At 42.3% G+C, this 16683-nt stretch carries 8 protein-coding genes; 1 reads left to right on the top strand and 7 read right to left on the bottom strand.

From position 1 onward, the window contains the following. The 7 genes from Q1W14_RS20790 to Q1W14_RS20760 all read right to left on the bottom strand — a co-directional run bounded on the left by Q1W14_RS20790 (position 1) and on the right by Q1W14_RS20760 (position 14429). Positions 1 to 2340, bottom strand: coding sequence for a glycoside hydrolase family 127 protein (locus tag Q1W14_RS20790; RefSeq protein ID WP_300704670.1), 2340 nt, complete (start codon positions 2338 to 2340; stop codon positions 1 to 3). Positions 2341 to 2385: 45 nt separating this feature from the next. After that, on the bottom strand, positions 2386 to 3678 hold the full coding sequence (locus Q1W14_RS20785; protein ID WP_300704668.1) for a CotH kinase family protein: 1293 nt from the start codon (positions 3676 to 3678) through the stop codon (positions 2386 to 2388). 141 nt (positions 3679 to 3819) lie between these two features. After that, entirely contained in the window at positions 3820 to 6168 is a 2349-nt protein-coding gene (locus Q1W14_RS20780) for a DUF6055 domain-containing protein (protein ID WP_300704666.1), read from the bottom strand. Positions 6169 to 6201: 33 nt separating this feature from the next. Continuing rightward, positions 6202 to 7206 (bottom strand): DUF4859 domain-containing protein, encoded by a 1005-nt coding sequence (locus Q1W14_RS20775; RefSeq protein ID WP_300704664.1) that lies wholly within the window; start codon positions 7204 to 7206, stop codon positions 6202 to 6204. Between the two features lie 6 nt (positions 7207 to 7212). Beyond that, complete coding sequence (locus Q1W14_RS20770; protein WP_300704662.1) at positions 7213 to 8907, bottom strand: RagB/SusD family nutrient uptake outer membrane protein; 1695 nt, start codon at positions 8905 to 8907, stop codon at positions 7213 to 7215. Between the two features lie 22 nt (positions 8908 to 8929). Further along, positions 8930 to 11962 carry a TonB-dependent receptor gene (locus Q1W14_RS20765; protein WP_300704660.1) on the bottom strand — a complete coding sequence of 1011 codons (3033 nt, stop codon included), beginning with the start codon at positions 11960 to 11962 and terminating at the stop codon, positions 8930 to 8932. Positions 11963 to 11993: 31 nt separating this feature from the next. Next, the gene (locus tag Q1W14_RS20760; protein WP_300704700.1) at positions 11994 to 14429 is read right to left on the bottom strand and encodes a glycoside hydrolase family 127 protein; all 2436 of its coding nucleotides are present in this window, start codon (positions 14427 to 14429) and stop codon (positions 11994 to 11996) included. 622 nt (positions 14430 to 15051) lie between these two features. On the opposite strand from Q1W14_RS20760, the gene Q1W14_RS20755 reads away from it, so the two are divergent. Next, on the top strand, positions 15052 to 16683 hold a 1632-nt coding region (locus tag Q1W14_RS20755), incomplete at its 3' end, for a glycoside hydrolase family 97 catalytic domain-containing protein (protein ID WP_300704658.1).

Here is a 16683-nt window from a genome sequence, read left to right as displayed (position 1 = left end):
TTATTTTTTCATTAATCTACAATTATAAATATTGCTCACGCGAGTTTTATCATTAGCGCGGAACATGATTCTCACTTTGTCTTTGCCTTGTGTCACTTCCTGCGGAATGCTGACAGCATGTTCTACAAATCCTTGTGTCGTATCTGTGAGGCTAACCGGTTGCACCCAATCGTCAATCACTACATCGAATGTGTATTTCCGGCTATCTCCTCCGTAATAAGTCAATAGAAGTTTCATGGGTTGATCGTAACCACATTTCATATCAAAAGCAAACCAGCCGTTTTCGTAAGCAAAACGATATTTGCGCAGATACCCTTCGCCGTTACGAGTATTCTCACCTTTGAGGTTATGATCCCGTTCGGGTTGCATCTCACCAAAAACGATGTAATCTGTTGTCATCTTATCCAGTTCGGCAATACGTTCTAATTCAGCTTTGCGTTTTTCTTCAACAGCATTCCATTCGGCGGGTGAATATACATCCCAATAAACTGTTTGATTATCATCTGCCACTTTGTAGAAAGGTAGCATCTTCACGTTATCAGGGCCTCCGGGCAGAGTAGTAACAAAGTTGACGGGAGTATCACTAACCTTCTTTATGTAATTCGTTAAACTCTTCTCTTCCGAAACAAACACAGGAATATCTCCCATCTTACGTTTTTCCTCACCAAAGGTTCCTGCCAAAATAGTAGGTCCGTAGAAGACTGCACGGCGATCAACATTATCGGGCATAGATACGGTGTAGAGCTGCATAGGTAATGTTAACTCTATCACATCATTCTTTTTCCATTTACGATGTAGGCTAATAAATGAACCGGGGGTACTTTGCACCTTTTGTTTATTGCCGTTTATACGGATAACAACATCACCTGTAGCCCAAGACGGACGACGCAAGTTGATAGTAAGTGGTTGCTTCGATGTTTCTTCAAGTTTAATCATAATTTTACCGTGTTCGGGATAATCAGTAGTCATACGAAGCTTCAAGTTTTTCTCTTTCCACGTTAATACAGAGGGAATATAGAGGTTTACGTTCATCGTTTCTTCACCAGGCACATAGCTGTAGATGGCTCCGCCATACTTGGAGTGATTCTCAAAGCCACTACCCATGCAGCAACTGAAATTATTGTCCCGACTACCAAAACCTTTATGTGTGCCCATTCCTAATGAAAGGAAATAGCAGACATTTCCTGTTTCGGGATGCTGTGAAGCAAGGATATGATTGTACAGTGCCCGTTCGTAATAATCGAGGTATTGCACGTCGTTCGTCCACTCATAAAGGTGTCCGGTCAATTTCAACATATTGTAGGTGTTACATGTTTCACAGGTATTACTACCTAGACGGTCACTCAGTTTGTCAGGTACTGAAAGATATTCACCCATACTGTTCCCCCCATTGGCATAAGAATGATGGTGAACGATCGTTTCCCAAGAGAAACGGGCTATTTTTTCATCGCGTTGGTTTCCGGTCAGTTCATATTGACGGGCACTACCTATCAGTTTAGGTATTTGAGTGTTGGAATGCAGACCTTGCAAAGCATCTACTCCTTCCGCTAATTTATCCTGCAAATGTTTATGATAGAAAGCGTAGGAAGCATCAAGATATTTCTTATCTCCGGTCAAGGCATACACTTGTGCAAAGGCTTCGTTCATTCCTCCGTATTCACAATTCAGCATTGTCTGCATCTGTTCTTCATTCAATGGAGCAATGACATCTGCCAGATAATCGGACAAATTGATTAATACTTTCTTTGCTGTTTCGTTTCCTGCCAGCAAATAAGCATCGTTCAAGCCCATCATCGTCTTGTGTTCATTGTACCAAGGTACCCAAATACCGTTCAAGTCAAAACCCATAGAGCGGATAATCCCTTTCTTTACTTCCTTGAACACTTTATCACTTCCAGGCATTCCACCGATGAAACCGTTGACAAAGTTTATCTGACAAGAATCCAGTTCATTGACCACATAGTCTATCTTGGTTTTAAAAGTCTCGTCACCCGTAGCAGCATAGTGCTGTGACATAGCAGTAAGTAGATGTCCTAGTGTATGTCCGGCAATGCCCATTGATTCCCAGCTACCGTAAGGTTCTGCTTTCGGTTTCAAGTTTGCATTCTTGCGGAAATTAGATAGTAATCGGTCTAAATCCAGTTCATTCATCCATTGTGCATTGAGCTCCATGGCGTGTTTAAAGGGACTATCCAGCAAACGGACATCAGAAATGCCAAAGTACTTAGCTTTGGCAGGTACGTTATTCTTGACTACTACCTGTTTGCACTCTCCGCAAGCATTGGATTGGTTACAAACTCCGAAAAGAGTAAGAAATAGTATAATCAGTTTTATTTTCATCTTAATTAGAGTGTTTAAGTAATTGAAGTTTCATAAAAAATTCTCCTACTTGGTACCTGCCGGATACCCCTTGATTACTGTATCTAAATAGTCAATGCGTTTCTCTAACCATTGTTTCATGCGCGATAGTTCCACAGCATAGCTCTTATCAATGGGCCAGCGATCCACATTACGTCCCATAGCGAAGAAGCAAGACGCTTCATAAATAGAGATTTCTTCCCAATACTCCTTCATGATTTTTCCTTTAACCTCAGTCCAACGTGCCTTGTATTCTTTCACAAAGCGCTTGTTATTAAAGAGATCTGTAAAGAAATTAGGCACGTGGTAGCCGCTCGTATGATTCACTGGGTCAGTGCCCAACACAAGTTCTCTGTAGCTGGCGAAATAGTTATGTCCAGTGTACATAGTCCCCCAGTCAAAGTCAAATCCTGCATCGAAATCCCAAAGTGGCCCCATGGTCCAAAGTCCGTTTTTGTCTTTATGCATATAGATGCTGCGTGGAGCATCCACTTCTACATTATATACAAGTTCCTGTATCAGCATATAATCTATGAATGAAGCAATATTCATCCGTTGGGCGATTGTCTCATAATTGCCTTCACGTATGCTCTGCTCCAACTGGGCAAAGTCATCCTGAACCACTTTCAATTGTGCAGTAGTAGCTTCTTCCGGATATTTCACACAAATGGGCATCCGGTAAATTGTCGACCAGAAATTATCTCCCCCATCCGGATTCAGTTCCGGCCCGTCATCCGCATCCAGCGAAATCAGTATTCCTTGTTCATCATCCACCGCTACTCGGCTGCTACCCTGTTCCACTTGCTCAGTTAACTGATAAAGTCCGATATACTCACCATTCAGTGTTACTTCTACATAACGAGAATGATTAGTATAAGGCAAACCTAACTTCTCACCTACAATAAATGTGAAGTTATTCATCATTTGGGTCGGATCACGATAGTTGGCAAGAAGCACCCAATCCTTTTCAGCGGCTAGTCCAAGTATTTCCGACTTTTTATCTAACTTAATGCGATAAGGTTTCTTCGGATACCAGAGCCAGGTAGAGTTTCCACGCCCGCGAATGCGTCCTGTTCCTGTATAATCCCACTCTTCATCTTCAGAGTCAATGATGACGGTGCAGTTCACATAGTCTTTCTTATCTTTCCCCACAATAGGCGCAGCGTTTTCGGTGTTGATGGTTAGTTGGGCAACTTGATACATGAGAGGAAATGGAACTTCTGGCACTTCCGGACAAGGGCCAATAGTCTCTGAATCATCAGAGCAGTTTGCAAAAAGCAAGGATAAACAGATTAAACCAAACAAATTTGAAAATTTCATTCACTTATACGTTTTAAAAGTTTAAAACTGTTTTGAATTTCATACATTCTTATTCTGAGGAAGAAGAGTTGAATAAAATTCAAAACAGTTTTCAAATAAGATTCAAAATCTGCCATTATCAATGACAAGCGAATCCTTATACTACTCTACAATAAAATTGAACTTAAGAGTAGCAATGTATTCTTTTCCACTCTTGGTATAAACAAGTTCAACAACTTGAGGATAAGTTTGTCCAGCAGTGATAGCACCTGGCATAAAGCCTACTTCCATGTCGTAAATTGTATGAGCCTTGGTATAAGTTCGAGCTTCTTTACCCCATCCTTGAGGTTCGCCAGCAGCATTACACCAGAATCCACCTAACTCACCACCACTATTGTCTTCGTAACTATAAGTGCCATTAGGCAATTTCAAACGCATACATATTTTTCCTTCGGCCAATCCCTTAGAACTATGATGTAGAATCGCAGCTATATCTTCCGGCATCAGACAAAAAGCATGGCAAATAGCTGCATTATCGTAGTAAGCGATGTTGTAGCTAGCAAATTCATAGGATGCCTCAGCCGTTCCGCGCACATTAATAGTCATTTCTACATTCTTAGGAGTAGCATTCGGATCAAGTACCACTTCAATTATGTCATTATAGCTTTCTACATCAGTACCACTCAACGCAATTGTGTAGGGCCATTGCTCATCATCAGCTTCTTTATCATTCCAGTATTGACGGTTATATTCATCGGGAGCAGCCATTACTACGAAGTAAAGTTCTTTAGTACCGGCAGGTACTCGGTAAGAAGCCGTACCTTTGGTACCTTTACTCATTTCTGAATAGGTCGGTTTACCATTTACTATAGCTACATAACCATAACGATAGTTGGATGAAGTATTATTTGAAGCGTTGTAGGTCGTAGTTTTAGCTACAACTTTTCCATCTCCGTCCACCTGTTCGCCTTTATCCCCTTTGGCAAGAGCGCTTCCGGGAGTGATGGCGCTAATTGTGGTAGAAACAGTAGTACCGGCAGCAGGTACTTTCATTTTGATAACATTGAAGCCAGTAGTTCCAGGACAGCTCGCATAACCTACCTGATATTTGAGGTCACCCACCTTGTATAAGTCAGTGCTGTAATCCCCTTTCAAATTAGCAGGTACAGTCACCGGTTTTTTATCATTATTGGCAAACTTTAAGTCATAATATACCATACGTGAAGCATAGTCATAAAGATCTGCATAAAGAACATTCTGATTATTACCGCAATATACACGTTGATAAGTTTGTAGTGGATCTTCTGGAAATTCCGAATCACGCCAGATACGTCCATAAGCATCGATACCATGCTTCTCTACCCATGTGTGTTGCAACCAATAGCTTGCATAGCGCATCCATTCATGATTGAAGTGACGGTGGTAGTTTTTCTTCCACACATCAAGGTGATAGCCGAACATTTCTTCGGGATAATCAATTTGAGCCTGCCATTGTGCACACTGTTCCCAGAAAGCACAACCTCCAGCACCATCTGGACCAAAGCCATAGCGAAATCCATGATGTAAATCAGCCGGAGCCCCCTGTTTGTTCACTTTATCAGCGTAAACCTGATATTGGAATGAGTGACCTATTTCGTGAGCAATAGTAGAACCTACAGGATGACAAGTAGACGGATTCACCCAAAGGGCACCTATTTTGTCATCATAACCAGAACCAGTAGCAAGCCATTCGTCTTGATAAATCAAGTAAATCTGCATTTTATAGTCATCAAGCATAGATTTATCCGCTCCAAGGGTAGCCATACCGAGAGTATTAATATTAGTCTTGAAATATTGCTCGGCTTTCTGAAGCAAATCATCAACATCCACCCACATACCACTACTATGATTTTCCGAAGAATTAGGATCGCTTCCAAACTCGGGCGACCAAAAAACAAAGAAGTGTTCACTCTGTTTCATGCGATGCCATGAATAGTAGCTGTCATGACGAAGCATATATTCAGGACCTTGTTCAAAGTGAGGATTCCCCACACCGGGACAAGTGTATTTAGCATAATCCTGAATTTCAGCAGGTTTCAGATACAATACTTTGTACTTCTGAACCAATTTGATAGCTTGCGACTGACCTTTCACGGTAGAGATCGTAACAGTAGCAGAACGATCTTTGGCCGTGTCTTCGTACTCCTCCATGGTCACAGTCAGTTTCAGTTCTTCACCTGCTTTGCCTTCAGCAGGTGATACACTAGCCCATGAACAGGCATTACCTTCGGCATCCACAATGGCAACAGCCCAGTCCATATCACTTTTAAAGTCTATTTCCAAAGTCTTGTCTTCAGCTTCAACCGCATAATCGGCCTCCATACCTGTAATGGCACCTTTATATCGAGGATCATAATCGGCTGCACGTTTTGACATATCGTCATCCGCACATGAAGTAGTGAGAAGCGATGTTCCACTGACAGCCATCAACATAGCTGTGAGGTAGAAATAGTGTCGTATATTGCTTTTCATATTATATTGTTTTAGAAAGTTTTAAATAAGGCATTACTCGAAAGTTGCATTCAATAAGAACGACATTGCTTTCTGTTTATCGGGTGTAGCCAAACCGAATTTAATCATCATTGTGGTTCCCGATGCGATACTCGGAGCACGTCCGATAGCCATGCAGGCAGGACTATCTTCCTCTGTCAGCCAAGGTTCAATGAAGAAAGAGAAACCTGCTGCCCCCCAAGTACAAATCTCATTATTGGCAGTACACCAGTAACCACCGTTATTGGCAGTAGAAGTACCATCCCAAACATACGCGTTGGTTCCAAGATTCATCATATAGGTTTTTACTGTGCCATCAGAAACAGCTGCAACCAATGCGGCAGGAGTTATGCCAAATACATAATTGATATTTTCAGCCACACTCTCGAATGTCAATGAATAAGCACTATAGTCACCGGCAGGAATCGTCACATCCTGAATGATGAAGCTCTTATCAAATACAGTCAAAGCCATAACGAAACGAACAGCAGTATTGTAGTTCGGTCCTTCGAGGGCAAAGCCAAATTCTACCGAAGCTGCACCACCGGCATTTCCGTCGGGGTAAAAGTTGAAACATTTGGCAGCAGCATTGAATTCAATGATACCATACAAGGATTTATCATCAGCCTCACATACATTACCGTTCTTATTAACATACCAACCATATTTCTTTCCTTCCACATTGGCTTTTGCTTTGTTCCATACATTACGCGAAGCATTGATGGGACAAACAGCCACCTTTCCGCTTTCAATAGCACTCATCAGTTCGCTTACTGTCATACCGAGTTGTTGTTGTATGACTGTTTCATATTCTTCTATATTAATAGCAGCAGGAACAGGATCGCCTGCTTTCTTATCAAAGGCACTTGTTACAGTTCCCTTTTCATCTGTTTTTACCGGCGGATTCTCATTCGGACCGTATACATGCATACTTGTAGCATCTGTATATTCTTCACTGCAAGCGGTTGTCATAAACAACGCACCACAAATTATCAGTGTATAGATTAATTTATTTTTCATGGTTCTTTATTTTGCGGTTGTATAACCAGGGTTCTGAACTAAGTTAGGATTGGCATCCAGATTATCCTGCAGGATGGGGAAGATATCCAAATGGTGATCGTTCGGATTAGTGTTCGCACTCTTGCCGAACCATGACTTACCATTGAATACATTGCATCCATTAGTCATCTTGAAGCGGATAAGATCTTGACGACGATGGTGTTCATACACAAACTCCCAAGCCAGTTCATCAAGCAAACCACCAAGAATGATATCATCACCGCCTTCGTGAGTAGTAATAACTTCAATATCAGTAAGGTTCTTATCATCATCAAGTGTACCTTGTGTTTCACGCAATCCGTAATCGTATACGCTGCCTCCTTTCAGTTGGGCAACAGTACGAACTGCCTTCTCAGGATTGTTCTTGAATGCACGACGACGAATCATCGTTACGATATCTGCTGCATCCTGCTCTGTCTCACCATTATATCCGCCCAGACGGAGCAAACATTCTGCTTTGATTAAGTAAGCATCTGTCAGACGGAAGAAAGGCACATTGTCATCACTAGTACCGATGTTACCCGGTTGAATTTCATAGAGCCATAAACGGGCACCCTGATAATCACCTGCACCCGGTTTTTCAATAGCCCATACTTCGGGAGTAAGATTTACCTCTTTACCATTATCATATAGGATATTACCCTGCTGGTCACGTTGAACACCCCATTTCCAAGTATCAGCCTTACGGGTGTCATCTTTATCATAAGTATCAAGGAACTGCGGTACGCAAGCACTACCATTCCAAGGATCGAACGAAACACCAAATACGTCCTTGCAGATAGCGGGAAACCATTTACAGAAATGATTCGTACCATGACCGGCATATTTATTACTATACATCAATTCGAATATATTTTCCTTGCTACCCGCTACGGAGAAAGGCTCACGATAACTTGTAGCCAGTGTATAAGCGCCATCATTGATAACTTCATTCACTTGCTCGATAGCCAAACCGTAGTATTTATTATCAGGAGCATCGGGGAACCAAGCATCATGGTTCAGATACATCTTTGCAAGCAGCATGCAGGCACCATAGTAATTGAGCTGTCCTTTTTCCACTTCTTTGGTGAGCAATGGTTTCGACTCTTCTACTTCTTTCACAATGAAATCGAAAGTAAACTGCGGAGTCTCCTGTTTCGGCATATAGTCGGCTGGGAGTTTCAAAGTAGTCGTTACAGGAATATTACGATGCAAATCGAACAATACGTAGTAGAATAGCGCACGGAAAGTACGCAACTCGGCTACTGCTCTGTCATTACTGCTGATGGCCTCATCGTCAAGCAACTGATTGCAAGAGTTTATACCTTGATAACAAGAGTACCAAGGACGGTAAAGATGATTGATGGTAGGATGGAATTCATGCTTGTGCAATGAAACATACTGTGCACCCCATCCTCCATAAGTACGGTAAGGAGTCATAATCAAGTCACCGCACTCTTGGCTAATGTCCATGTAACCTTCCCAGCCATCGTACATATCGCGTAAACGGTCGTAGATTACACCATATTGAGCCGCAATCTCAGTTTCGGTAAATTCGTAGCTACCATCACCGGGAAGCTCACTATATAAGGTTTCACTCAAATCAGTGCAACTGCCTAACAGGATTGAACCGGCAAATAACATACCGATAGTACCTTTCTTAAATATCGTATTGTATTTCATAATTATTTTGCTTTTAATGAGATTAGAAAGTTACGTTCAGACCTACAGTGAATGAACGTACAGTAGGATATTTATCACGACTGTCTACTCCGGCGGTCCAAAAGTCATTGCTTCCGAGTTCCGGATCAGATCCCTTGTATTTAGTGATTGTAAACAGATTGTCTACACTACCATATAAGCGTATGCTTTTTACATAAACACTTTTCTTAAAATCATAAGTGTAACCCAAAGTCATATTGGTTAGTTTAAAATAATCACCATCTTCAATGTAGTAACTGGTTACTACCTGTGACTGCTGTGTCGAGAGCGAACGAATACCACCAATTGCATCGGCTGCTGATTTCAACTTATTGTAAGCATGGGCGTTGTTTTCATAGAATACACGCTGCTGGTTGATAATCTTAAAGCCAAACTGACCAGTGAACTGCATAGTTAAATCGAAGTTCTGATAGCGGAATGTATTATTCCATCCCATAGAGATTTTAGGAATACCATTACCCATGCGTTGATACCAGTTGTCGCGGTCGTTACGCATTTCCTGATAAAATTCGGCAGCCTGACCTGTTTCGGGGTTCTCAATTAAGAACATACCTGTTTTTTCAGATACACCTACTGCTTTCAGTGAATAGATTTCACCAAAGCTCTTGCCTACCTCCACTTTATGGGTATACTGAGTCACGGGATCACCTACACCTTGCAACCAAATAATGTTCTCAGTCTGATAAAGGTCATTGGAAAGGCTTACCAGTTTATTGGCATTGTGCTGCATTGTCAAGGTAGTATTCCATTCAAAGTCTTTAGTTTGAATAGGAATAGCACGAATCATAACTTCGATACCAGAGTTACGCATTTTACCTACATTAGCTAGGGTAGAAGTATACAAGTTAGGGGGACTGGGTACAGCATAATTATAAAGCATATCCGAGGTATTCTTTATATAGAAGTCTACAGAACCACCCAAGCGTTCATTCAATACACCCCAGTCCAAACCGACATTGAATTCTTTTGCAATCTCCCATTTCAAATTAGGGTTGGCATTTGATAATGCTTTCAATCCTTTACCCCATTTTCCATCACGGTAATAGTTACCGCCTGAGTAACTATAGCGAACGATAGATTGGTAAGAATCGCCTGGAATTACACCTGTCACTCCATAACCAGCACGGAGTTTCAAATTGTTCAACCAATTACTGGTTGATTCCATAAACTCTTCATTCATTATATTCCAACCTAAAGAAACAGAAGGGAAAGCACCCCACTTATGGTTGGCACCAAACTTGGAAGAACCTTCATAACGAACAGAAGCCAAAATGTTATAACGATCATCAAAACCATAGCTAATACGAGCAAACGTACCAATCAAAGTCGACTCTGTTTTCGAACTACTCATTGAAGCCTTACCATCAGTAAGATATTCACCGGCACCTATATTGTGGTAGCTAAAGTAATCAGTCGGGAAATTGGCATTCCACATACCAGCCTTTTCATAAGTATTCTTTGACCAACTGTAACCTACCATACCTTCAAAACGGTGCTTGTCAGCAAATGTTGCGCGATATTTAGAAGTCAATTCCAAGTAATCGGTACGATCGTGATAATCACTTAGACTTGCTTCACCCGTTAGATTGCCAATAGCGGTAGTGGTGTGATACTTAGTGTTGTATGAGCCCGTTTTACCCGTTGAACGGTGACTAGCCAACATTAAGTTAGTATCCCAACCTTTAATAGGGGTAAACGTAATGTTACCTGTCATACGAGTACTCTGTGATTTTGATTCCCCCGTATTTTCGTTCTGCAGTGATACGGGATTGTAGTATTGCAATAAAGAACGTTCTGCATACGAACCATCTTCATTCCAAATAGGAGAAGTAGGATTACGGATTACAGCTTGGCGATAGATATAAGTAGGATCGTTTACCTCATACTTATAATTGTCTGTAACAACATTTAAGTTTATCTTCAACATATTATTGAGCATCCAATGACTTACATCAAATGACATACTCAAATCCTCATTGCCTGTTTTTTTCATCACACCTTCTGCACTACGATAAGAGAGATTACCATAATAAGTGGTTGAAGCGGAACCACCTTGAATAGTAAAGCTGTGATTGTGAGTAACGGCCGTACGGCTTACAGCATCAAGCCAATCTGTGTCGTAACCTTCATCATTGTATTGTGTTTTGCCTGCACGAATATCCTCAGCAGTCATAAAGTCGGCTTTCTTTGCCCAATTCGAAAAAGACACATAACCAGCATAAGTGGCAGTTGCTTTCTGTTCACGCTGACCAGTCTTGGTAGTGATAAGGATGACACCACCAGCACCACGTGTACCATAGATAGCGGCTGCAGAGGCATCTTTTAATACATCTATTGAAGCTATATTTTCGGGAGGAACGGTACCCATTTCACCAGGGACACCGTCGATTAGTACCAATGGAGAAGCATTACCCGATACAGAAACAATACCACGAAGACTGATTTCAGTACCTGCACCAGGATCACCCGAAGGTTTGGTTATTGTTAAACCAGCCACTTTACCTTTCAGCAATTCACCTGCATTGTTGAAGTTACCTACTAAGAAATCTTCAGCTTTCACACTAGAAATAGCACTCGTTACATCACCCTTCTTTTGCGTTCCATAACCGATAACTACTACTTCATCCAGTAATTCAGTATCATCGGCCAAAGTTACATTGATCTTCCGTTGAGAGCCTACTGCTATTTCCTGGCTCTTATAACCAATGTAAGATATTACTAAAACGGAGTTTGCTCCTTTCACTTTCAGCGTATACTCACCATCGATATTGGTAATAACACCGTTCGTTGTTCCTTTTTCAAGAATATTGGCACCAATAATAGGCTCACCACTTTTGTCTTTTACTACACCGGTAACTGTAACAGTCTGTTGCTGCACAATTTCGGTTTTCATTGTAGCCGCCGTTCCCGAAGTTGCAAAGACCGGACTAATGCCGATACCTGCCGCAAGGAAAAGACAAGCTGTCGCCTTGAGTAAAGCTTTGCTTACCAAGGCTTGGTTTTCATGTGTTTTCATACTACATCTTTTTGTTAAAAGGTTGATATATTTATTTAACTTTCCATTCAATCACTCCTCCCGAAACTCCCTTTTGGAGTTGGGCGGCTATCTTCAGTCCTGTCGTCTTTACCGGTTTGAAGTCCATACTATTATAGCAGTCCTTCTTCACGGTATATGGAGTAAGAGCTTCTACCTCTTTCCACGTTTTACCATCTTTATAGTATAGTTTCCAGCTCTCCGGCACTCGGAAATCTCCATCATAATGATCGAAGTCGAGCCAGTAAATCTGGACGTTGGAAACGGTATAGGGCTGGTCAAAGTCATAAACTAGTGTTTCGGTCGTTCCGTTCTTCAACCACCAGTAATGGTAAGGTTTGGAGATATCCGACGAGCGTTTCGGTTCCCATTGGTCGTTCACACCCCATGCCCAGGTTTCAACTGAGGCAGATTCGGGAGCGTCCTTTTGGATAGGAGCCTGTATCATCAAAGTACGTGCTTTGCTCGCAATGGTAGGTTCGGGAATAGCACGGGCATACTCGGCAGAAGCAGGAATCCATACGACCATTTGGTCAGCGCCACGGTTATTCCAAGTAGAATAAGGAATGGCACGGAAAGGAACATCTTTCACATTACCGTCTTTCTCTATCTGACGGGCAGTACCGTTAAGTACCATTACTCCATTCAGCAGATTGGCGTCATAAGCAGCCTTCATCTGTGTCCCATCAGGGATGAATTTGTTAAAGACGGTGCTATCAGCCTGATCTTTACCTTCGAGGCAAAACATGATGGGACCGCGTTCGATGGCAAGTTTACCAAGATCATCCTCTACATTATCGTTAGCCTTGATGCGACGCACGTCCATCGGGAGATTGATTTCCACAACGTCACCGGATTTCCATGCGCGGGAAATGGTGGCATAACCGTCGTATTGTTTGGCATTTACTTTCTTTCCATTGACTGAGATAGTGTAAGCGTTTGCCTTATCGATATAGGAATAAAGGTCTGTAGGTACAGGGGCATCCTGTGCCCAGCCGGGGATGCGGAGACGCAAAGCAAACTCTTGTTCTTTCTCGGGAGTTACGGAGATAGATATTTTACCGTCCCAAGGATAGTCCGTTGTTTGCTCCAAAGCTATGTTGTTAGTATCTGTGTTGAGATCGGCCTTGCTCTGAATATAAAGGTTGACGTAAATGTCATTACCTTGTGTGGCATACATATAATAAGGTACGGAAGCCATGAAACGGGTTACATTGCCCGGGCAACAAGCACAGCCGAACCAATGTTGGCGTTCGTGCTGACCCATACTCTCAAGGGGATTGTCGTAGAAGAACTTATCACCACTAAGCGATACGCCGGAGATCACTCCATTATAAAGTGCACGTTCCAATACATCGGCATATTTAGCGTCGCCTGTAGCCAGGAACATACGGTGATTCCAATAGACATTGGCAATGGCGGCACAAGTTTCGCAATAAGCAGTGTGGTTGTTCAACTCATAATTGGGACCGAAACCTTCGCCTTGCGGACGGGAGCCGATACCACCAGTTATATAAAGTTTCTTGCTTGCCATATTCTCCCAAATGCGGCTCAAGGCATTAAAGTAAGCGCTATCGTGCGTCAAGGCAGCCACATCGGCTACACCTGAGAAGAGATATCCGGCACGTACGGCATGACCTACTATTTCATCTTGTTGCAGAATGGGTTTGTGATCTTGACTGTACTCATTGAGGCGGTGTCCGTCGGTTCCACGACCGGTTTCTTCAACGAAATATTTAGCCATCTTGAGGTATTTCTCGTCGTTTGTCACCTTATATAATTTGGCAAGTGCCATTTCGGCAATGGGATGTCCGGAAGGAACATGTTTCTGCCCTTCGTTCGGACCGAATACCTGGCAAACAAGATCGGCATTCTTGATGGCGACATCGAGCAGCGAACGTTTTCCGGTGGCGCGATAGTGAGCAACGGCTGCTTCGTACAGATGGCCGCTATTATAAAGTTCGTGGCTGTTGATTTTCTCCCAACGATGTGTTCCCCACCATCCCGAAAGGCGTGTACATTTATTCGTAACGCAGGTAGTAAGATATCCGTCGGGTTCCTGAGCAGCAGCAATAAGGGTGATAACACTGTCCAGATAAGCATCCAATACCTTATCATACTTCACAGCGAGTGAGTAAGAAGCTCCTTCTATAATCTTATATGGATCGGTATCGTCAAAAGAGAAGTCACCACGATGTTCACCCTTCATCAGACCGCCGGCAATAGCAAAATTATCAAAGCGACCATTCTTCTCACATTCTTTAAAGGCGGAAGGAATAGAAACCGTGCGGTTGATCTCAATGCGTGGTGTCCAGAAATTATCGTTCAGGTGAACTTGAGTAAAAGGAACTTCTTTAATCGGAGCATCGGGCTGAACGTAAGCATCGTTACAAGCCGATAGTCCCAAGAGGGCAATGCTACCGAAAAGGAAGGACAGTCGTTTCTTCATCATTATATATATGTTTTTAGTTCATTAGCATTAGCGACGTGGCAAAGGAAAGGAATTAGAAATTAACAGAATGAAACAATAATCTATAAGGATACTAAAATAGTCGAACCTACACAACAAGAAACCAGATTTAGACTATTATTGGGTCAATTAGACTATTTTAGTATCGCAACATTCAAACTAAAACAGAGATAGTATTCAATGTTAATAGAAAAGTTTCTTTCTATTAAGATGAAAACTCCTTGAGGTTAAGCAGAAAGTTCTTTTGCCCGTATCATAATCTATAACCAAAAGTTTTGATTATAAAACCAAAACTTGCGGTTATATAATCAAAGCCTTTGGTTATATAAACAGAGCCTTTGATTATACTTTGCTAGCTAATCGAAGAAACTTTGGGATTAAGGAGTAGCATCTTTCCGCTTAACTATGAGAAACTTTCCTATTAACATGGAGTACCCATGCAAAAATAATCCATCCAATAAAGCAATAGTCCAAATACCGTTTACGAAAGCTATCTGGTAGAGTATATTGGACTATTCTTTTATTACATTATATTATTCAGTCCTTCCGTTCGTTCTTTTTTCGCTTATTTTGCAACAGATAAAACAGAATTAACCGCATTATGAAAAACAATCTCTCTCTCAGGCTTATCATTATTTCCTTATTCGTCTTCTCCGGGCATACTTCATTCGGAGCAATACAAGGAAAGAAATATGCACTGGCTTCACCCGATGGTAAGTTAACTATAGAAATCAGTACTGATGACAGACTAGCTTACCAGGTGATGCACGAAAAAGATACAATTCTCTCTTTTTCTAATATAGGATTAGTTTTGGCAGATGGAACTGCCATAGGAAACAAGTCTCAGGTAACAGGTATTAAAAGGAAAAAGATCAGCGATCACGTAGAATCTCCTTTCTACCGCTTCAAGGAGTTCGTTGCCACATGCAACGAACTCGACTTGAAGCTGAAAAATGGCTTCGGGGTAGCTTTCCGTGCCTACGACGAAGGAGTAGCTTATCGCTTCTACACTACACAGAAGAAGGAAGTGATCCTTAAAGAGGAAGTGGCTGAATTCAATTTCAACCAAGACAACACTGCCTATCTTTCGTATACAACGAATGACAAGAATCCTATGGCAATGGCTTTTCAAAACATCTACGATGTAGCTCCACTATCAAAAGCACAGCAAAAGCTAGCCTTCCTGCCTGCAACGATAGATTGTAGAAAAGTAAAGTTGACACTATTGGAAGCAGATTTAGAGGCTTATCCGGGAATGTTTGTGCTTCCCGGTTCATCTACTTATTCTTTGAAAGGCGTTTTTGCCCCCTACCCTGCCAAAACCGACTTCTATCCTTGGCGTCGGCAGGAATATGTCACCGAAACTATCGATTTTATCGCCCGCACTACAGGTGCCCGTACTTATCCTTGGCGTGTGCTCGCTGTAACAGAATACGATACGGATATGCCCGTCAACAACCTGGTGTATGCTTTGGCTTCGCCCAATCGTACAGGTGACACCTCGTGGATAAAGACCGGAAAAGTAGCTTGGGACTGGTGGAATGACTGGAACCTGAAAGGCGTACCCTTCAAAGCAGGTATCAACATGGATACCTACAAATATTATATAGACTTTACCAGCCGCAACGGCATCGAATTCATTGTACTCGATGAAGGTTGGTACGAACCGAAAAGTGGGGATATGCTGACCGTTATCCCCGAGCTGAACCTGCCCGAACTGATTGCTTACGGAAAGCAAAAAGGAGTAGAAATCGTCCTTTGGACTGTATTTAATGTATTGGACACTCAGCTCGAAGCCGCCTGCCGGAAGTACGCCGACATGGGCATCAAAGGTTTCAAAGTCGATTTCCTCGACCGTGACGACCAGACGGCCGTCGAAATGGTTTATCGCATTGCCGAAGCCACCGCCAAACATAAGTTGACACTCGACCTGCACGGCATCTACAAGCCTACAGGTATCAACCGTACATATCCCAATATCATCAACTTCGAAAGTGTCTTCGGCATGGAAGAAGTGAAGTGGACGGATGCCAAGAACAATATGCCGCTCTACGACGTCACCTTCCCCTACATCCGCATGATGGCTGGACCGGTAGATTATACGCCGGGAGCGATGCGCAATGCTACCAAACAAGATTGGCGCGCCGTCTATTACTCACCTATGAGCATGGGAACACGCTGCCATCAATTGGCGACATACATTGTACACGACTCGCCCTTCACCATGCTTTGC

Origin of the sequence: Bacteroides sp. (assembly GCF_030151085.1) — a bacterium.
GTDB lineage: Bacteria > Bacteroidota > Bacteroidia > Bacteroidales > Bacteroidaceae > Bacteroides.
This window is presented reverse-complemented; position numbering and strand designations above follow the sequence as displayed.